Source organism: Burkholderia sp. BCC1640, from assembly GCF_902833125.1.
GTDB classification, from domain to species: Bacteria; Pseudomonadota; Gammaproteobacteria; order Burkholderiales; family Burkholderiaceae; genus Burkholderia; species Burkholderia diffusa.
The window spans coordinates 376,355-394,818 of sequence record NZ_CADFEF010000002.1 but is presented as its reverse complement, the minus strand read 5'-3'; the positions used below and the strand labels follow the sequence as shown (position 1 = coordinate 394,818).

Here is an 18,464-nt window from a genome sequence, read left to right as displayed (position 1 = left end):
CACATTCGCCGAAAAATCGGCGCAAATGAAAAAGGCCCTTGCGGGCCTCAGGTCGACGAGAAAGGTCAGCCGTTTACCGCGTCAACTCGGTAAAACCGTCCAGCAACCGCTCAACATCGGCCGCCTGAATCGCGCCCATCGTCGAGATGCGGAACAACTCCTTCGACAACCCGCCTTGCCCCGCGTAGATGACGAAGCCGCGCGCCTTCAGGCCGTCGTGCAGCGTCTCGTACGTGACGCCCTGCGGCAGCCGGTACGCGCGCAGCACGACCGACGATGCGCCTTCGGGCAGCACGAGCGGCATTCCGCGCGCGGCGAGCCCGGCCTGCGCCTGATCCGCGAGCGCCTTGTAGTGCGCATGGCGCGCACGCCAGCCACCGGCTTCGTCGAACTCGCGCAGCGCTTCGACGAGCGCGTAATACGCGTGCACGGACGGCGTGAACGGCGTATTGCGCTGGTCCTGAAGCTTCGCGAGGCGACCGAGATCGAGGTAATACGTGCGGCTCGCGGCCTTCGCAAGCGCGCCGCGGCGCACGATCACGAACGCCGCGCCCGGCACGCCGTGCAGGCACTTGTTCGCGGTCGCGGCGACCGCGTCGATCACGCCGCCGGCGAAGTCGATCGCTTCCGCGCCGAAGCTGCTGACGCCGTCGACGAGCATTTTCACGCCGCGCGCGCGGCACACGTCGGCGATCGCGCCGAGGTCGTTCAGCCGGCCGGTCGTCGTTTCGTGATGAATTACCGCGACGTGCGAATAACCGCCCGCGTCGAGACGCGCGGCGATCTGCGCGAGATCGGGCACCTGCATCCATTCGTGCTTCAGCACGTCGTGCGCGATGCCGTACTGCGTCGCGATCTGCGTGATGCGCTCGCCGTACACGCCGTTCTCGATCACGAGCAGCTTGCCGTCCTGCGGCACGAGCGCCGCGATCATGCTTTCGACGGCGGCGGTGCCCGAGCCCGTCATCAGCACGGCGGCCCATTCGGCCGGATCGAGCTCGTACGCGGCGACGAGGCGCGCACGCGCTTCATCCTGCAGATCGAAGAATTCGCTTTCGCGATGGCACAGGTCAGGTTGCAGCAGGCTGCGGCGCACGCGTTCGGTCAGCGTTACCGGGCCGGGATTCAGCAGCAGCATCAATGAGCTCCTTCGGCATGGGCTTCAGCCTGCGCGGCGCCGATATGCCGCATCAGGCGGGTCTTGACCTCGACCGGCGTGACGGTCGGGCGGGGCAGGCCGTCGGGCACGCCCGTGCGGATCGCCACGCGCACGAACTGCGCACCGTCGGCTTGCGTCGCGAGCGTCGCATCGAGCACGTCGAGCGTATCGCCTTCGACGGCCGATGCGTAGCCGCATGCGGCCGCGACGCCCGCGAACGACACGTGCCGCGACACGGTCGCCTGACCGCCGGTCGATTCGTGCGCGCCGTTGTCGAGCAGCACGTGCGTGAGGTTGGACGGACCGTAGGTGCCGAGTGTCGCGAACACGCCCATCCGCATCAGCGCGGCGCCGTCGCCGTCGACGGCCACCACGCGCAGGTCGGGGCGCGCGAGCGCGAGACCCAGCGCGAGCGGCGTCACGCAGCCCATCGAGCCGACCATGTACAGCTGGTTCGGGCGGTCGTCGATGGCATAGAGTTCGCGGCCGCAGAAGCCGGTCGACGCGAGCACGACGGTCGAATCGACCGGCGTGTGCGCGATCACGCGCTGCAGCGCGTCGTGGCGGGTCGGCCACGCGGCGGGCGCTTCGGCGCGTGCCGCCGACTGCGCGGCGACGTGCGCGCGCGGCGGCGCCGCCGGGTTCGCCTTCAGTTCATACGGCGCGACGCTGCCTTTCTGCATCACGAGCGCGTACGGGCGGCCCGTTGCGTCCATGTGCGCGATCGCGCGGTCGAGTGCCGGGCCGACCTGTTCGGGGTCGGTCGGGAACGTCTCCCACGGGATCTCCATCGTGTCGAGCATCGCGGGCGTGATCGGCCCCATCAGCGCATGCTGCGGCTCGTCGGCCACGCCCGGCTGGCCGCGCCACGTGACGATCAGCAGCTGCGGCAGCCGGAACGTCCAGGTCAGCGACGTGAGCGGGCTCACCGCGTTGCCGAGCCCCGAGTTCTGCATCATCGCGATCCCGCGCTTGCCGCCGAGCGTGGCGCCCGCGATCAGCGCGACCGCGTCGCCTTCGTTGGCCGCCGACAGGTAATGCAGCGTCGGGTCCTGCAGCACGTAGTTGATGAACGGCGTCAGGTACGAGCAGGGCACGCCCGCGTACCAGTCGAAGCCGCGTTCGCGCGCGGCCTCGACGAACTGGGCCGCTTCGATCATTGCGCGCCCCCGTTGCCGGCGCCCGGCTCCGACAGCGGCGTCTGGCCGTGCGCGAAGTCGCCCGCGCGGCGGAAGTCTTCGAGATCGTTGACGCCGCGCCAGTGGCCGTGCACGTACTGCACCTCGATCTTCTCGCCGGCGGCGATCAGTTCGTTGAGCAGGGACGGGATGTCGAGCGTGTCGAAATCGGGGCGCGCCTGCAGCGTCGCGAGCATCGCCTTCAGACGATCGACGCCTGCGCCGCGCACGTTCAGCAGACCGATCCAGCGGCCGTGCGGCGTGCCGGCGGCGGCGACGTCGCTCGATACACGTTGCAGATACGTCTTCTGGCCGAACAGGCCGCGATCGTCCGCGGCCGAGCAGAGCGCGAAGTCGCGCACGCTCTGGTGGGTCTCCGTGAGCGACGAATCGACGACGACGCTGAACTCGGCCTCGCTCTCCGCCAGGTCGCGCAGGATGTAGCTGCGGAACAGCAGGTCGCCGTACGAGATCACGGTGTCGCCGGTCAGGCGTTCGGCCGCGCATGCGAGCGACGTGAGTTCGCCCGTCTGCGCATGGCGCTCGTTGACGACGAGCTTGATGCCCGACGTGTCGATCGCGTCGGCGCGATAGCCGCCGACCACGGTGATGTCGTTCACGCCATGCTTCTTGAAGCCATCGACGAGCCAGCGCAGGAGCGGCTTGCCGGCGACCGGCAGCATGACCTTGGGCTTGTCTTCGGTGACGGCCTCGAGCCCCTTGCCGCGGCTCGCGGCGAGCACGATCGCGGCGTTCGACGCGCGCGACGACGACGACAGGTAGATACGCTCGGCCGCCGAGTATTCGTCGGCGTCCTGCAGGCGGAAGATTTCGTTGACCGACGCGACGCGGTCCTCGACGTTGATCAGCGTCTGGTTTTCGTGGATCTCGCGTGCGACGGACTGCATCGCCGATGCCGACGCACGGATCAGGTGGTTCGCCCAGATCACGGTGCTGATGCCGGCCTGGCGGAACACGTCGGTCGGCGTGCTGTAGTACTTGGTCGGCACGATCACGAGCGGCGCGCGGCCGCTCCATTCGCGCGCGAACTGCAGGATCTCGTCCGGGCGCGACAGCTTGCTGTGAATCAGGATCGCGTCGGCGCCGGCTTCCGCATACGCGTTCGCGCGGCGCAGCGCCTCGTCCATCCCCCAGCCCGCGATCAGCGCCTCGACGCGCGCGACGATCGAGAAGTCGGGATCGCTCTGCGAATCCTTGCCGGCCTTGATCTTGCCGCAGAACTCGTCGATCTCGGCGAGCGGCTGGCGCTCGCCGTCGATGAAGCTGTTCGTCTTCGGGAACTGCTTGTCCTCGATGCACACGCCGGCGATGCCGCGCTGCTCGAGCTTTTTCACGAGGCGGCGCACGTTGTTGAAGTTGCCGTAGCCGGTGTCGCCGTCGAGCAGGATCGGCAGGTCGCTCGCGTCGGCCATGAACTCGAGCACGTCGACGACCTGGGTCCAGCTCGCTTCGTTGTTGTCGCGCACGCCGAATTGCGCGGAGATCGCAAGGCCCGATGCCCAGATGCCCTTGAAGCCGGCTTCGCGGACGATCCGTGCCGACAGGCCGTTGTGCGCTTCCATCAGGAATTCGAGGTCGCTGCTGACGAGCATGCGGCGCAGGCGTGCGCTGCGCGATTCGGAGAAGTTGGGTTCGCGTGCGTTCATCGTGCGGCTCCTGCGGTCGTGCGTTGAATCAGGGGAAGAATTTCTTGCGTGGCGCGTGCGACGTCGTTCGGGAAGTCGATCTCGATCCACGGCGAGCCCGTGACGTCGGCGACGTCGAACGAATGGCCGCCTTCGAGCAGCAGGTCGCGCACGGCTTCCTCGTGCGGCATGTTCGCGCGGCCGCTGTCGACGTAGCCCGCGACGATCGTCGCGAGGCGGCGCGCGGTGCCTTCGGTGAAGCGGAAGAAGCCGACCGACTCGCCGATCGTGTCGTATTCGAGGTCGACCGCGAGCTGCTTGCGCAGCTCGACCGGCACGCCGTTCTTCAGGCACAGCTTGACGGGCTCGTCGCCGGCCTCGAAGTCGCGATCGATCAGCAGGCGGTCCACCGATTTGTCCGGATCGGCGACCAGCGCGTGCAGGATGTTCTCGTCGTACAGCACGTCCGCGTCCATCAGCAGCACGTCGCCGCCGCGCGTCATCGCATCGGCGACGGTGTGCACGGTCAGCACGCTGCCGAGGTCGTAGCGCTCGTTCACCACGATCTCGGCGCTGCGGCCGAGGCGCTCGAGTTCCTGCTCGACCTTCCCGGCCTGGAAGCCGAGCCCGAGCACGATTTCATCGACGCCGGCGGCGTCGAGCACGCGCAGATGGCGCTCGAGCAGCGACACGTCGTCGAAGCGCAGCAGGCACTTCGGGAATTGCGCCTCGGGCGGTTGTTGCAGGCGCAAGCCGAGGCCTGCCGCAAGAATGATGGCTCGCATGGGTTCTCCAACCAAAAAGCCGGCGGATCTGAACGATCAGTCGGCGATGGGCTGCGGCGCGCGGCGCCGCTGCCAGTTTCTTTCACTGAAATGCAGATAGAGCAGGCCGGGCAGGCCGAGCGCGAGTTCGCGCGCGCGCTTCGCGAGCGACAGCGCGAGCGCCGCGTCGGGCGGCAGGCCGACCAGCGGCGCGAGCAGCAGGTAACCGCCTTCCTGTGCGCCGAGCGAGCCCGGGATCGCGAATGCCGCACCGCGAATCGCCTGGCCGACGCTCTCGAGCAGCAGCGCGTCGAGCCAGCTGACCGGGTGCCCGAGGAAGTGCAGCGCGAGCCACACTTCGGCGGTGCCGACGATCCAGCCGGCGAGGCTCAATGCGAAGGTCTTCGCGACTTTCGCGCGATCGCGGTAGAGCGCGCCGACGGCGTCGTCGATCGCGTCCGCGCGCGTCGCCAGCGACGACCAGTCGCGCGGGCCGAGCAGCTTCGACGCGAGACGCAGCCCGCGGCCGAACAGCCCGCGCCGCTGCGCCACGTAGAACGCGACCGCGAGGGCGCCGAGCACGCCGGTGGCGATCAGCGCCGGCGTGCGCAGGTGAGCGACGGACTCGTGCGTCGCATACACGCTGAACGCGGCGATGCCGATCAGCGCGAACGCCATCTGCGCGAGCGCCTGCATCGTCGTGCTGACGGTGACCGCGGCGGCGGCATCGGCCATCCGCGTGCCGCGCTGCGCGAGGTGGCGCACCATCAGCACCGGGCCGCCGATCTGCCCGGCGGGCAGCAGGCTGTTCACCGATTCGCCGACCCAGCGCGCGCGCAGCGCGTTGCCGAGCTCGGCGCCCGGCTGGCCGCGGCGGAACATCACCGAGATCGCCAGCGCGTCGATCACGAGCGGTACGACGTGGAATGCGGCGACGAGCGCAAGGCCCCAGCCGGCCGCGAGAAACGTCGACGCGACCGCGCCGACGCCCTGCCACGCGAGCAGGGCGACGAAGAGTGCCGTTCCGAGGGACAGCAGGATCAGGCCGGCGCGTGTCATGACCCGGCCGACCGTCGCGTGGCCAGCTGCTTGAACACCTGGCGGAAACCGAAATACGCGATCGCGTCCTTCATGTTCGAGATGAAGCGCTTCCACGGCCGCATGCCGGGGTTGGTCACGTATTCGAAAGTGAGCGACACGCGCGTCTCGTTCTGGCCGAGCGGCGTGACGCGATGCCGCAGCTTGTCGCCGTCGAACAGCACGATGCCGCCGTCGGCGATCTGCACGGAGCCCGGCGTGTCGGGCACGTCCGGATTGCGCGTATGCAGCTCGTAGTCGAGCCGGCACGACGACTCGTCGATCACGCCGATCAGCAGCGTGTAGCGGCGGCCGTCGTAGTACGACGTGTCGTAATGCCAGCCGATGTGGTCGCCCGGCTTCGTGTAGTAGTACAGCGCGTACGCGTGCGGATCGTCGTCCGGCGAAAGCATCAGCTTGTCGCCGGTGATCTTCTCGAGGAAGCCGATCAGCGCCTTCGACCGGTACAGCTCGGCGATGTACGGCGCCTGTTCGTCGATCGTGTGCCGGCTCACGCTGCCGCCTTGTTTGTGGCCGGGCAGGTAATTGCGGTTCAGGCCGGCCTGCATCGCGCGGGCGGCGGCGGCGAGTTTCGCGTGCGCGTCGGCCGGCAGGAAGGTATCGAGGTACAGGAACGACCCCTGGCGCGTGTAGTCGCCGCGCAGGCGGTCGAGGTCGAGACGGCCGACGCAGTCGGCCACGGTGCGATCGGGATCGGCCGCTGCCGCGCGCGCAGGCGCGGGGCGTGCCGGGCTCAGCACGGAGTCGTCGCGCGTGCTAGGAGTCATTTGGAAGCCTGGATTTCGGTTGAATTCTGAGGGGCGCCGCTTCGCCGAACGATGCGCCACCAGTCGATCACGACCCACGCGGCGAACAGCGGGGCGCCAATCGATGCCGCGAGCAGGAACGGCTGGACGCCGTCGACGAGCGTCACGATCGGCAGCAGATAGAGCACGTCTTCCGTCTCGAAGCCGCCGGCGAACGCCTGCTTGGTGCCGGCCTTGCCGGCGATCGATTCGATCCGCATGCGCAGGAAGAAGATCAGCGCGACGGCTGCGCCGGCCACCGCGCCGAGCAGCACCGGCGACGCGGCCATCTGGCCGCCCTGGGCGACGATGCCGACGCCCATGCTGACGAACAGCGCGACCGTCACGAGCGCGTCGGCCGCGAGGTCGTAAAAGTGACCGATCTTGCTGGACTTGCCGCTGATGCGCGCGAGTTCGCCGTCGGTGTGATCGACGAAGTTCGACAACACGATCAGGAATGCGCCCGCGTTGCTCCAGCCGAAGCCGCCGTGCGCAAGGCACCAGGCGCCGGCGAGGCCGATCAGCAGACGAAGGGTGGTGAGGTGATTCGGGGTAACGGGCGTGTCGATCAGCGGTCGGACGAGCGAGCGCGCGAGCCGAGCATCCCAGGTGCGCGGCAGGGGCGGTTCGGAGCGTGTAGCGGTTTTTCTTTGGTCCATCGGCGAAATATATACGGAATTGTAATTTGTTGCTTTTTCTTCGACCAATGTCCTGACATACGGGAGTGTTACCGCGCATTCCGGGCATCGGCCGGTTGCAAACCGGATGCGCGAAACGGCGTTCGCGCAGGCGGACCCTGTCTGATCCAGTGTGGTTCGCCTCACGCCGCTGTCAAGGGCGGACGGGCCTTGCACGCGGGCCTGGCGGCGATTCGCGCGCGTCGATGCGTTGACGTGCATCAGGCCCGCAACCGCCGCGACGGGCGACAATCGGCCGCGGCGATCGCCGATTGGCCATCGCATGCGGATTCTTCGCGTCGATGCGACTAATCCGGAAAGGTATCGGTCGATTCATGTTCAGCCGTTCGTAATTTTCGCGCGGAAAACTGGCGGTCCGCTTTCGCGCACCTTTCGGATGCATGCGCTTGCGGCCGCCACGGGCTGTCACAGAACTGTCGTTCGATACCCGGTGCATTCAGCAAGTATCTTTTGCATCCAGCGGACATTTCGCGGCGATGGCCTCTGCGATACTCCGACCGTGCCCGTGGTGCCGGGCCGCCCCTCGCGGCCCCAAGGGCTTCGCGTCGCTCAGGAGACACCCCCCCGCGACGTCAACGACAGACCAAAGCGTCAGATATACAGCCATGTCTTCTTCACGCATCCTCGCTCCCGCCCTGCGTTCGCTCGTCCGCACCGCCGACGAAGCCGCCGCGCTGATCCGCCCCGGCATGACCGTCGCCATGAGCGGCTTCACCGGATCCGGCTATCCGAAGGCCGTGCCCGCCGCGCTCGCCGCCCACATCGACGCGGCCCACGCGCGCGGCGAGGACTTCCGGATCAACGTGCTGACGGGCGCGTCGACCGCGCCGGAACTCGACGGCGCGCTCGCCCGCACCGACGGTATCTCGATGCGCCTGCCGTACCAGTCCGACCCGACGCTGCGCGACAAGATCAACGCCGGTGAAGTCGACTACCAGGACGTCCACCTGAGCCACGTCGCGCAATACGCATGGTTCGGGCTGTATGGCGAGCTCGACGTCGCGATCGTCGAAGTCGCGGGCATCCGCGAGGACGGGCTGCTGATTCCGTCCGCGTCGATCGGCAACAACAAGACGTGGCTCGAGCAGGCGAAGCACGTGATCCTCGAAGTCAACGCGCGCCAGCCGCTCGGTCTCGACGGGATGCACGACGTCTATTACGGCACCGCGCTGCCGCCGCACCGCAAGCCGATTCCGCTGACGAAAAGCGACGACCGGATCGGCGAGCCCTACCTGCGCTGCCCGGCGGAGAAGATTGTCGCGATTGTCGAGACCGACGCGCCGGATCGCAGCAACGCGTTCTCCGCGCCGGACGCCACGTCGAAGCAGATCGCGCTGCAGCTGATCGACTTCCTGCGCCACGAAGTGAAGCGCGGCCGCCTGCCGGAAAACCTGCTGCCGCTGCAGTCGGGCGTCGGCAACATCACGAACGCGGTGCTCGCGGAACTGAGCTCGGCCGGCTTCTCGAACCTGACTGCTTATACCGAAGTGATCCAGGACGGCATGCTCGACCTGCTCGACGACGGCACGCTGAGCTTCGCGTCGGCCACGGCGCTGTCGCTGAGCCCGGCTGCCGTGCAGCGTTTCGCCGACGAGATCGCGACGTTCCGCGAAAAGATCCTGCTGCGCCCGCAGGAGATCAGCAACCACCCGGAACTCGTGCGCCGCCTCGGCTGCATCGCGATGAACGGGATGATCGAGGCCGACATCTACGGCAACGTGAACTCGACGCACGTGATGGGCACGAAGATCCAGAACGGCATCGGCGGCTCGGGCGACTTCGCGCGCAACGGCTACCTGTCGTGCTTCATGTCGGCCAGCACCGCGAAGGGCGGCGCGATCTCGCGGATCGTGCCGATGGCGAGCCACGTCGACCATACCGAGCACGACGTCGCGGTGGTCGTCACCGAGCAGGGGCTGGCCGACCTGCGCGGCCTGTCGCCGAAGCAGCGCGCGCGCAAGATCATCGCGACCTGCGCGCATCCCGACTACCGGCCGATGCTCGACGACTACTTCGAGCGCGCGTCGCGCGAGAGCTTCGGCAAGCACACGCCGCACCTGCTCGCCGAGGCGTTGTCGTGGCACGAGCGTTACGTGCGCACCGGGACAATGAAGGCCTGACGTTGCGGCCCGCGGCGGGCATGCGCCCGTCGCATCGTCAATCCATCGCCGCGTGCGCGACGTCGACGCTCGCCGTTTTCTGCGGCGGGCGGATGAGCAGCAACAGCGGGATCATCAGCAGCGTCGCGACGAACATCAGCTTGAAGTCGTTCAGGTAGGCGATCATCGCGGCCTGCTGGTTGATCGTGCGGTCGAGCAGCGCGATGTCGACGTGGCTGCCGGCCATTGCCTGCACGGCCGGGTCGAACGGCGTGATGTGGGTCGCGAGGTCGGCATGCGCGACCTGCGTGTTACGCGTCATCAGCGTCTGCACGATCGAGATGCCGATACTGCTGCCGATGTTGCGCATCAGGCTGTAGGTGGCGGTGCCGTCCGCGCGCAGCTCCGGCTGCAGCGTCGAGAACGACAGCGCGCTCAGCGGCACGAACACGAGGCCCAGCCCGAAGCCCTGGACCACCCCGGGCCACACGATGTCCGCCTCGGACAGCACGATCGTGTACTGCATCATCTGCCACAGCGCGAGCGCGGAAATCGCCAGCCCGGCGAACAACAGCGCCCGCGCATCCACGTATTTCAACAAGCGCCCGACGAACAGCATCGCGATCATCGTGCCGGCACCGCTCGGCGCGGTGACGAGGCCCGTCGTCGCGACCGGATAGCCCATCAGGTTCTGCAGCATCGGCGGCAACAGCGCGCGCGTCGCGTACAGCACCGCGCCGACGACGAAGATGAACAGCGTGCCGGTCGCGAAGTTCGGGTCGCGCAGCAGCTCGGACTTGAAGAACGACGCCTTGCCGACCGTTGCCGTATGCACGAGGAAGAACGCGAAGCTCAGTGCGGCGACGAGCGCCTCGATGCGTATTTCGTACGAGCCGAACCAGTCGAGCTGTTCGCCGCGGTCGAGCATCGCCTGGAACGCGCCGATCGCGAGCGCGAGCGTCGCGAAGCCGAACGCGTCGAATTTGACGTGCGGACGCGGCGCGCGCGCGGGCAGGAAGGTCAGCACGCCGGCCAGCGCGAACGCGCCGATCGGCACGTTGATGAAGAATACCCAGCGCCAGTTGTAGCTGTCGGTGAGCCAGCCGCCGAGCGTCGGGCCGAGGATCGGGCCGACCATCACGCCCATCCCCCAGATCGCCATCGCCTGGCCCTGTTTCTCGCGCGGGTTGATGTCGAGCAGGATCGACTGCGACAGCGGCACCAGCGCGGCGCCGAACACGCCCTGCAGCAGCCGCGCGCCGACGATCTGCACGAGCGATTCGGACAGTCCGCACAGCGCGGACGCGATCGTGAAGCCCGCGATCGAGATCGTCAGCAGCCGCTTCATGCTGAGGCGGTCGGACAGCCAGCCGGTCAGCGGCGTCGCGATCGCCGCGGCGACGATGTAGGAGGTCAGCACCCAGGTGATTTCGTCCTGCGATGCGGACAGCGTGCCCTGCATGTGGGGCAGTGCGACGTTCGCGATCGTGCTGTCGAGGGTCTGGATCAGCGTCGCGAGCATGATCGACAGGGTCAGCATCGGGCGGTTGAGCGCGGGCGGTGAGGCGGGGGCGTCGTCGGCGGTGGGGTTCAAGCGAGTGTCTCCGTGGGGCGGTCGCCGTGGGCGGCGATCCGGTATGGCTCGAATTATAAGCATGCTTATTATGTTCGTGCTCATCGCCTGGCCTGAGCCCCGGGTGATTCGCGGCCTGCCCCTATAATCGCCGCATGGACAAGACTTACGAGAACCGGATCGGCTACCTGATTTCCGACGTGGCCCGCCTGCAAGGACGCCTGTTCGACCGGCGCGCGAAGCGCATCGGATTGACGCGCGCGCAAAGCCGCGTGCTCGCGTACCTGACGTGGAAGGGCGAGATGAATCAGGCGCGGCTCGCGGAATGGCTCGAGATCACGCCGATCTCGCTGACGCGGCTGCTCGACCGGATGGAAGTTTGCGGATGGATCGAACGCATCGCGAACGACGACGATCGCCGCGCGTTCGTGATCCGGCTGACCGACAAGTCACGCGACATCTTTCCGCAGATGCTGGAGGTGGGCGACACGGTCACCGACGACGGGTTGCGCGGCTTCACGCGCGACGAGCGCGACACGCTCGTGCGTCTGCTCGGGCGCGTGCGCCACAACCTGATCGACAGCGGCGGCGAATGAACGCGGTGCGCGGCGCCCAACGACCCGGTGCCGGCGGTTCATGGCGGTCCAGGCTTGTATCGAAGGAGTCGAGCGGCTATCTTGCGACTTCAAGTTCACTTGAGATCGAGCATGAGCCGTCTGGACATCGCCGAAGTTGCGCGCCGCTCGGGCTTGCCCGCATCGACGCTGCGCTACTACGAGGAAAAGGGATTGATCGAGCCGAACGGCCGTCACGGGCTGCGGCGCCAGTACGACGAGTCGGTGCTGGAGCGTCTTGCGCTGATCGCGCTCGGCCGTGAGGCCGGTTTTTCGCTGGACGACATCCTCGCGATGTTCGGCGCGGACGGCCGGCCCGCGATCGATCGCGCGAAGCTCGACGACAAGGCCGACGAGCTCGACCGTACGATCCGCCGTCTCGGCGCGGTGCGCGACGCGTTGCGGCACGCGGCCGTCTGCCCGGCGCCGAGTCATCTCGAGTGTCCGTCGTTCCGCAAGCTGCTGCGCATCGCGGCGCATCGGCATCCGGCGCGCCGCACGAAGACGGAAGGCGCGTAAGCGGTCAGGCGGTCCGGTTTGCCGAAGCGTGGGCGCTCGAGCGTGACACGGGGCGGCCGCATCGCCACGGCTGGTGCCACGAGCGCCTCATCCCGCGTAATACACGCGGCATTCCATCTCGCGTCCGCGCACGATGCGCTTGCCGACGAGCGAGCCGAGCGTTTCGGTGACGACGGTCCGCTGGTTCTCGCATTGCAACGCATCATAGAAGTAGAGCGCGACCCAGTCCGCGGTGCGCCCCGACTCTTGCGGGCGCGCGGGATACGGGCACAGCGCGGTGAAATGCCAGCCGCCTTTCGTCATGTGCATCACGGGCGGCTGAATGCTCACATCCGCGTTCAGCCGGCGTGTCACGAGCGTGGGCAGGATGCCGGCGGCGGCCTTGTTGCGGTACAGGCGGTCGATGTACAGCAGCAGTTCGACGGGCGGCTCGGTGCCGAGGCTGGCGTCGCGCGCGTGGCCTTGCCAGCGCCGGCGCCGGCTCAGCACGTCGTCGAGCGCCGCGCGGATGCCGGCCGCGCGCCGCGGGCCGACGCCCGGAATCGCCTCGAGCTGGCCGCTGCGGGCCGCGCGTTCGAGATCCTCGAGCGTATCGATGTGCAATTGGTCGTGAATCCGCAGCGCGAGCGCATGGCCGATGCCCGGCACGGCTTCGAATGCGGATGCGCGCTCCGCGTCGCCGCGCAGCCGGTCGAGCAGCCGCCAGCGTCCGGTCACCAGCAGTTCGGCGATCGCCTCTGCGACGCCCGTGCCGACTTCCGGCAGTGCGTCGAGCGCATCGACGCCGCCCGCGTCGAACCGCGTGCGAATACCATCTTCGAGCGACTCGATCGTATCGGCCGATGCGCGGTAGGCGGCAACCCGATAAGGATTCGCGCCCTGGTCGGCAAGCAACTGCGCGGCCTCGCGCAGGCAGGCCGCGATCTGCCGGTTTTCCTCGTGTGTTTGGCCGATGGTCGTTTGCATGTGCGGAGCCCGGAGATGTGCAAACGGAATGGACACGGCGCGCAACGCCCCGGTCCACCTTTTATTTCAGCACATTGTCACGGCAAGCGACGAGCAAAAATTGATGTGCGTCAACGGCAAACGTTGCACGGGCGGGACCGGTCCCGCGCGCGTTCGTGCCGGCGTGCAGCACGAGCGCGCGACCCGTTACGCGTCGAGGAACGACTGCGCGCCCTCGGCCTCCGCGGCCATGCGCAGCGTGGCGAGCGCGCGCTTCTCGATCTGCCGCACGCGTTCGCGCGACATTCCCGCGTCCTGCGCGATCGCATCGTAGGTGTCGGGCTCGGCGCCGCCGAGGCCGAATCGCCGGCGCAGCACGTCGGCCTCGGCCGGCGTGACCGAGCGCAGCAGCGACGTCACGCATTCGCGCATGCGCGTGTCGGCCAGACGCTCGAACGGGCTCGCCGATGCCTGGTCCTCGAGCAGGTCGACGAGGCCGGTATCCGCGTCGGGCAGCGGCGTGTCGAGCGACAGCGGCTCGGCAGGCAGCGCGAGCACGGCGCGCAGCTTGTCCTCGGCGAGCCCGGTCTCGGCCGCGAGTTCGGCCGGCGTCGCGCGGCGGCCCGTGCGCTGGCGAAAGCGCAGCGCATGGCGTTGCACGCGCTGGTACTGGTCGCCGACGTGCACGGGCACGCGGATCGTGCGCGAGCGGTCGGCCACCGCGCGCGCGACCGCCTGCCGGATCCACCAGGTCGCGTAGGTCGAGAACTTGAAGCCGCGCCGGTATTCGAACTTCTCGATCGCGCGCATCAGGCCGAGGCAGCCGTCCTGCACGAGATCGGGCAGGTCGACACCGCGGTTCATGTACTTGCGCGCGATCGACAGCACGAGGCGCAGGTTCGCCTCGAGCATCGCGCGCGTACCGTCGCGCACTTTTTGCTGGCCGTCGCTCAGCGCGGCGCCGAGCGCGCGCCGCGCGACCGGATCGAAGCACGCGGCATCGGCGCCCGCGGTGGCGTCCGCTCCGGCTTCGACCGAGGCAGTGGCGAGCGCGCGCACGACGCGGCTCGCTTCGTCGACGGCCGGTGCAACCCATGCGAGCGAACCGAGCAGCGCGGCCAGGCGGTTGCGCGCATCGCGATACTCGGCCGAGCGGCAGCCCTGCGTTTGCAATGCGTCGCGCACGGTCGCAACCGCGCCTTGAAGCGTGTCGTAGCGCGCAGGCGCCTGCGCGTCATCGCCGCCGTCGTCGCCTTCGTCGGTGGTCGCGGCGGTTGCACGCGTTGCGGCATGGCGCGCGAGCAACGCCTCGACGGCCGCCGGACAGCCGGCGAGCGCGTGCAGGATCTGATGGCGGCCCGTTTCGATCTCGCGGGCAAGCACGATTTCGTCCTCGCGCTTGAGCAGCGGCACCGCATGGATGCGCCGCATGTAGAGGGCGAGCGGATCGGTCGATGCGCCGGTGCCGCGCGCGAGATCGCCAAGCAGCGCGCGGCCCTCGTCGAGGGCGTCGCGATCGACGTCGACCGGTGCCGCGCCCGTGAACGGCGCCGGCGCGGCGGGCTCGTCGAGCACGGCGATGCCGATGTCCGCGAGCGCGGCGCGCACGACGTCCAGCGCGTCGGGGCTGTCGCTTTCCGGCGGCAGCGCGTCGACGAGGTCGGCGTGCGTCAGATAACCCTGTTCGCCGGCGAGCGCCAGCAGCTGGATGATCGGATCGAGGGGCGTGTCCGCCCGAAGCGTGGGGCGTGGCGTAGTCATGTCGATGGCGGCGCGAGCCGCGCTCCTGTCTGGGCGGGCCGAAGTCCGCGGGTTTCAGGCTCCCGGGGGCCGCGAACACCCGTCCGCGCCGGCCAGCCTGACTCGATATTCAACTTGAGGGCATTTGCGCCAACTTCAACGCCGGCGTGGCTGACGCGCGAGCATGCGGCATGCCCGCGCGGTCGCGCCCCGTTCTTGTTGCCGCGAAACAAAAAGTAACGGATCAAACCCGCAGAAATATGCGGGGGACGTAAGCTAGAGTCAGGCGCGCGCCACGCGGCGACGCACCGATTCCCTGCGGAGCCTCGAATGAACCCGATTCCCGCCGCGCGGCCTGCCGTCATGGCGCTGGCCATGTTCGCGCTGAGCGGCTGTTATTACACCAGCCCATACGGCTATGCACCGTATTACGCACCCGTGCCTGCCACGGTGTCGCAGCGAGAGATCCCGGTGGCGCCGGCAACCGCCGCACCGGTCGCGCCGTCGACGCCCGCGGTGCCGCCGCCGGCAGACGATTACGCCTACGTACCGGCCCCGGTATATGTCGCGCCGACCTATGTGCCTTACCCGGCCTACTATCCCGCGTACTACCCGGGCTGGTATGGGCCGCCCGTCACGATCGGCCTCGGATTCTGGGGGCATTGGGGCGGCGGCTACCGGGGCGGATACTGGCACCGTCCGTGGGGCGGCGGTCACTGGGGAGGCGGGCATGGGGGCGGGGGCCATCGACACTGACCGACGCGCGGTGGCACCGCGCGGGAGAGCATCATGAGCAACACGATCATCCGAAGTTTGTGCGTCGTCCTGTTCGGCATCGCCGCGGTGCCGGGCATCGCCGACGCCCAAAGCAGCGCCTACACGAACTCGCCGGCCGAAATCTATGCGGGGCCGGCACCCGATTATCCGGTCGTCGCGCAGGTTCCGCCCGGCACCGCGCTGGACGTGTTCGGCTGCCTGAGCGACTACTCGTGGTGCGACGTCGCGCTGCCGGGCGTGCGCGGCTGGGTCGACGCGGAGCAGCTCGACTATCCGTATCAAGGCAATTACGTGCCGTTGCTCGAATACGGCGCGATCATCGGCGTGCCGGTGACCGGCTTCGCGATCGGCGCGTACTGGGACCGCTACTACCGCCATCGGCCGTGGTTTCACGATCGCGACCGCTGGGAGCGTCGTGCCGAGCCGCGCGTCGGCCCCGGCGGGATGCCGCCCGCTTACGGACACCCGCAGCCGGGCGGGCCGAACCAGCGCGCGCCGGGCGGTGGGGCGCCCGAGCGGCATGATGCACGGCCGTCGGCCACGCGCGGTGGCTGGAACGGCCCGAACCGCGCGCCGGCGCCACAACAGGCTGCACCGGCGCCTGCGCCGATGCCCGGCGCCCGTCAGCCGCAGCAGCCGGCGCAGCAGCCCGCGCCCAACGGTGGTGCGGCCCGGATGATGGCGCCGCCCACGTATCAGGGCGGCGGCGGTTACGGCGCACGGCCGCAAGGCGGTGGAAACAGCGGCGGGAACCGCGGCGGTGGGAACCACGGCGGCGGTGGAGGCGGATGGGGCACCGACGAGTTCCGTCATTGATCGACTGACGGCGCCGGTGCCACGGCTTCGGGCCGGCGCCGGACGAAAAAAGCCGCTCCGAGGAGCGGCTTCCGAATCACGCAGGCCGGCCGTTCGCGCGGCCCGTCGTCCGGTGTCAGTCGTCGAGCAGCGACAGGTCGCGCACGGCACCCTTGTCGGCCGACATCACCAGCTTCGCATAGGCCTTCAGCGCCGCGGACACCTTGCGCGGGCGCGGTTGCGCCGGTTTCCAGCCCTTCGCGTTCTGCTCTTCGCGGCGACGCGCGAGCTCCTCGTCCGACACCAGCACGTCGATCGTGCGGTTCGGGATGTCGATGCGGATCCGGTCGCCGTCGCGCACGAGGCCGATCGCGCCGCCCGCTGCCGCTTCCGGCGAGCAGTGACCGATCGACAGGCCCGACGTGCCGCCCGAGAAGCGGCCGTCCGTCAGCAGCGCGCATGCCTTGCCGAGGCCCTTCGACTTGATGTAGCTCGTCGGGTACAGCATTTCCTGCATGCCGGGGCCGCCCTTCGGGCCTTCGTAGCGCACGATCACCACGTCGCCGGCCTTGACCTTGTCGTTCAGGATGTTCTCGACCGCTTCGTCCTGCGATTCGGTCACGTGCGCCGAGCCCTCGAACACGAGGATGCTTTCGTCGACGCCGGCCGTCTTCACCACGCAGCCGTCGAGCGCGATGTTGCCGGTCAGCACGGCCAGGCCGCCTTCCTTCGAGAATGCATGCTCGTACGAGCGGATGCAGCCTTCGGCGCGGTCGAGGTCGAGGCTCGGCCAGCGCGTGTCCTGGCTGAATGCGACCTGCGTCGGGATCCCGGCCGGGCCGGCCAGGTAGAACGTGCGGACCGCTTCGTCTTCCGTGCGGACGATGTCCCACTGGTCGAGCGCATCCTTCAGCGTCGGCGCGTGCACGGTCGGCACGTCGGTGTGCAGCTTGCCGGCGCGGTCCAGCTCGCCGAGGATCGCCATGATGCCGCCCGCGCGGTGCACGTCCTCGATGTGGTACTTGTTCGTGTTCGGCGCGACCTTGCACAGCTGCGGCACGATGCGCGACAGGCGATCGATGTCCTTCATCGTGAAGTCGATGCCGGCTTCCTGCGCGATCGCCAGCAGGTGCAGGATCGTGTTGGTCGAACCGCCCATCGCGATGTCGAGCGTCATCGCGTTCTCGAACGCCTTGAAGCCGACCGAGCGCGGCAGCACGCGCATGTCGTCCTGCTCGTAGTGCTGGCGGGTCAGTTCGACGATGCGGCGGCCGGCGCGCTTGAACAGCTGCTCGCGATCCGCGTGCGTTGCGACGACCGTGCCGTTGCCGGGCAGCGACAGGCCGAGCGCCTCGGTCAGGCAGTTCATCGAGTTCGCGGTGAACATGCCCGAGCACGAACCGCAGGTCGGGCAGGCCGAGCGCTCGACTTCGGCGACGTCGGCATCCGAATACGACTGGTCGGCCGCGATCACCATCGCGTCGACGAGGTCGAGCTTCTTCAGTTCGACGGTCTTGGTGACCGGGTTCGCGAGGCGCGTCTTGCCGGCTTCCATCGGGCCGCCCGACACGAAGATCACCGGGATGTTGAGGCGCATCGCGGCCATCAGCATCCCCGGCGTGATCTTGTCGCAGTTCGAGATGCACACCATCGCGTCCGCGCAGTGCGCGTTCACCATGTACTCGACCGAGTCGGCGATGATGTCGCGGCTCGGCAGCGAATAGAGCATGCCGTCATGGCCCATCGCGATGCCGTCGTCGACCGCGATCGTGTTGAATTCCTTCGCGACGCCGCCGGCGGCCTCGATCTCGCGCGCGACGAGCTGGCCGAGATCCTTCAGGTGCACGTGCCCGGGCACGAACTGCGTGAACGAGTTGACGACCGCGATGATCGGCTTCGAGAAATCGTCGTCTTTCATGCCGGTGGCGCGCCACAGCGAGCGCGCACCTGCCATGTTGCGACCGGCGGTGGAGGTTTTGGAACGGTATGTGGGCATGGTGATGGCTGAAGAAATATCGCGAAAAAGGGTGGAGGCACGGGAATGGAGGCCTCTCGCGCGCCCGTGCGAACAACC

Annotated in this window: 16 protein-coding genes; 5 read left to right on the top strand and 11 right to left on the bottom strand. The window is 68.5% G+C overall.

Translation table 11 applies throughout. The features are described 5' to 3' along the window. Positions 1 to 73 precede the first annotated feature (73 nt). From HWX25_RS04155 to HWX25_RS04125, 7 genes are read right to left on the bottom strand one after another with little or no spacing between them, the layout of a single operon-like run. Positions 74 to 1,138 (bottom strand): 2-aminoethylphosphonate aminotransferase, encoded by a 1,065-nt coding sequence (locus tag HWX25_RS04155; protein ID WP_175907293.1) that lies wholly within the window; start codon positions 1,136 to 1,138, stop codon positions 74 to 76. Beyond that, positions 1,138 to 2,319, bottom strand: coding sequence for a phosphonopyruvate decarboxylase (gene aepY / locus HWX25_RS04150; protein ID WP_175907290.1), 1,182 nt, complete (start codon positions 2,317 to 2,319; stop codon positions 1,138 to 1,140). The genes HWX25_RS04155 and aepY overlap by 1 nt, the downstream gene beginning before the upstream one ends. Further along, positions 2,316 to 4,004: a phosphoenolpyruvate mutase gene (aepX, locus tag HWX25_RS04145; protein ID WP_175907288.1), complete on the bottom strand. Its 1,689-nt coding sequence runs from the start codon at positions 4,002 to 4,004 to the stop codon at positions 2,316 to 2,318. Before aepX ends, aepY begins: the two co-directional genes overlap by 4 nt. Further along, on the bottom strand, positions 4,001 to 4,768 hold the full coding sequence (locus HWX25_RS04140) for a phosphocholine cytidylyltransferase family protein (RefSeq protein ID WP_059524991.1): 768 nt from the start codon (positions 4,766 to 4,768) through the stop codon (positions 4,001 to 4,003). Before HWX25_RS04140 ends, aepX begins: the two co-directional genes overlap by 4 nt. Before the next feature lie 36 nt (positions 4,769 to 4,804). After that, positions 4,805 to 5,806 carry an HpnL family protein gene (locus HWX25_RS04135; protein ID WP_175907286.1) on the bottom strand — a complete coding sequence of 334 codons (1,002 nt, stop codon included), beginning with the start codon at positions 5,804 to 5,806 and terminating at the stop codon, positions 4,805 to 4,807. Beyond that, the gene (locus HWX25_RS04130; protein WP_175907284.1) at positions 5,803 to 6,612 is read right to left on the bottom strand and encodes a 2OG-Fe(II) oxygenase; all 810 of its coding nucleotides are present in this window, start codon (positions 6,610 to 6,612) and stop codon (positions 5,803 to 5,805) included. The genes HWX25_RS04135 and HWX25_RS04130 overlap by 4 nt, the downstream gene beginning before the upstream one ends. After that, a complete protein-coding gene (locus HWX25_RS04125; RefSeq protein WP_059524997.1) occupies positions 6,609 to 7,289 on the bottom strand; it encodes a CDP-alcohol phosphatidyltransferase family protein in 681 nt (226 codons plus the stop codon). The genes HWX25_RS04130 and HWX25_RS04125 overlap by 4 nt, the downstream gene beginning before the upstream one ends. Positions 7,290 to 7,933: 644 nt before the next feature. Here HWX25_RS04125 and HWX25_RS04120 point away from each other — a divergent pair. Further along, positions 7,934 to 9,448 carry an acetyl-CoA hydrolase/transferase family protein gene (locus HWX25_RS04120; RefSeq protein WP_059700099.1) on the top strand — a complete coding sequence of 505 codons (1,515 nt, stop codon included), beginning with the start codon at positions 7,934 to 7,936 and terminating at the stop codon, positions 9,446 to 9,448. A 37-nt stretch (positions 9,449 to 9,485) separates the two neighbouring features. Here HWX25_RS04120 and HWX25_RS04115 read toward each other — a convergent pair whose 3' ends face one another. Beyond that, positions 9,486 to 10,967, bottom strand: coding sequence for a DHA2 family efflux MFS transporter permease subunit (locus HWX25_RS04115; protein ID WP_175907333.1), 1,482 nt, complete (start codon positions 10,965 to 10,967; stop codon positions 9,486 to 9,488). A 188-nt stretch (positions 10,968 to 11,155) separates the two neighbouring features. Here HWX25_RS04115 and HWX25_RS04110 point away from each other — a divergent pair, with 188 nt between their 5' ends. Together HWX25_RS04110 and HWX25_RS04105 are read left to right on the top strand one after the other, a co-directional pair. Then, positions 11,156 to 11,596: a MarR family transcriptional regulator gene (locus HWX25_RS04110; protein WP_059818904.1), complete on the top strand. Its 441-nt coding sequence runs from the start codon at positions 11,156 to 11,158 to the stop codon at positions 11,594 to 11,596. A gap of 111 nt (positions 11,597 to 11,707) precedes the next feature. Continuing rightward, positions 11,708 to 12,133, top strand: a complete 426-nt coding sequence (locus HWX25_RS04105; protein WP_175907282.1) for a helix-turn-helix domain-containing protein — start codon at positions 11,708 to 11,710, stop codon at positions 12,131 to 12,133. A gap of 87 nt (positions 12,134 to 12,220) precedes the next feature. Here the strand turns inward: HWX25_RS04105 and HWX25_RS04100 are convergent, their stop codons facing one another. Both HWX25_RS04100 and HWX25_RS04095 read right to left on the bottom strand, forming a co-directional pair. Further along, complete coding sequence (locus tag HWX25_RS04100) at positions 12,221 to 13,099, bottom strand: helix-hairpin-helix domain-containing protein (RefSeq protein ID WP_175907280.1); 879 nt, start codon at positions 13,097 to 13,099, stop codon at positions 12,221 to 12,223. A gap of 186 nt (positions 13,100 to 13,285) precedes the next feature. Further along, positions 13,286 to 14,839 (bottom strand): sigma-70 family RNA polymerase sigma factor, encoded by a 1,554-nt coding sequence (locus HWX25_RS04095; protein WP_175907278.1) that lies wholly within the window; start codon positions 14,837 to 14,839, stop codon positions 13,286 to 13,288. Positions 14,840 to 15,148: 309 nt separating this feature from the next. Here HWX25_RS04095 and HWX25_RS04090 point away from each other — a divergent pair, with 309 nt between their 5' ends. Together HWX25_RS04090 and HWX25_RS04085 are read left to right on the top strand one after the other, a co-directional pair. Beyond that, positions 15,149 to 15,574, top strand: coding sequence for a hypothetical protein (locus tag HWX25_RS04090; protein WP_175907276.1), 426 nt, complete (start codon positions 15,149 to 15,151; stop codon positions 15,572 to 15,574). 33 nt (positions 15,575 to 15,607) lie between these two features. Next, a complete protein-coding gene (locus HWX25_RS04085; RefSeq protein WP_175907273.1) occupies positions 15,608 to 16,411 on the top strand; it encodes an SH3 domain-containing protein in 804 nt (267 codons plus the stop codon). 115 nt (positions 16,412 to 16,526) lie between these two features. On the opposite strand, the gene ilvD is transcribed toward HWX25_RS04085, so the two are convergent. Then, positions 16,527 to 18,386 carry a dihydroxy-acid dehydratase gene (ilvD, locus tag HWX25_RS04080; RefSeq protein WP_059525009.1) on the bottom strand — a complete coding sequence of 620 codons (1,860 nt, stop codon included), beginning with the start codon at positions 18,384 to 18,386 and terminating at the stop codon, positions 16,527 to 16,529. Positions 18,387 to 18,464: the final 78 nt, after the last annotated feature.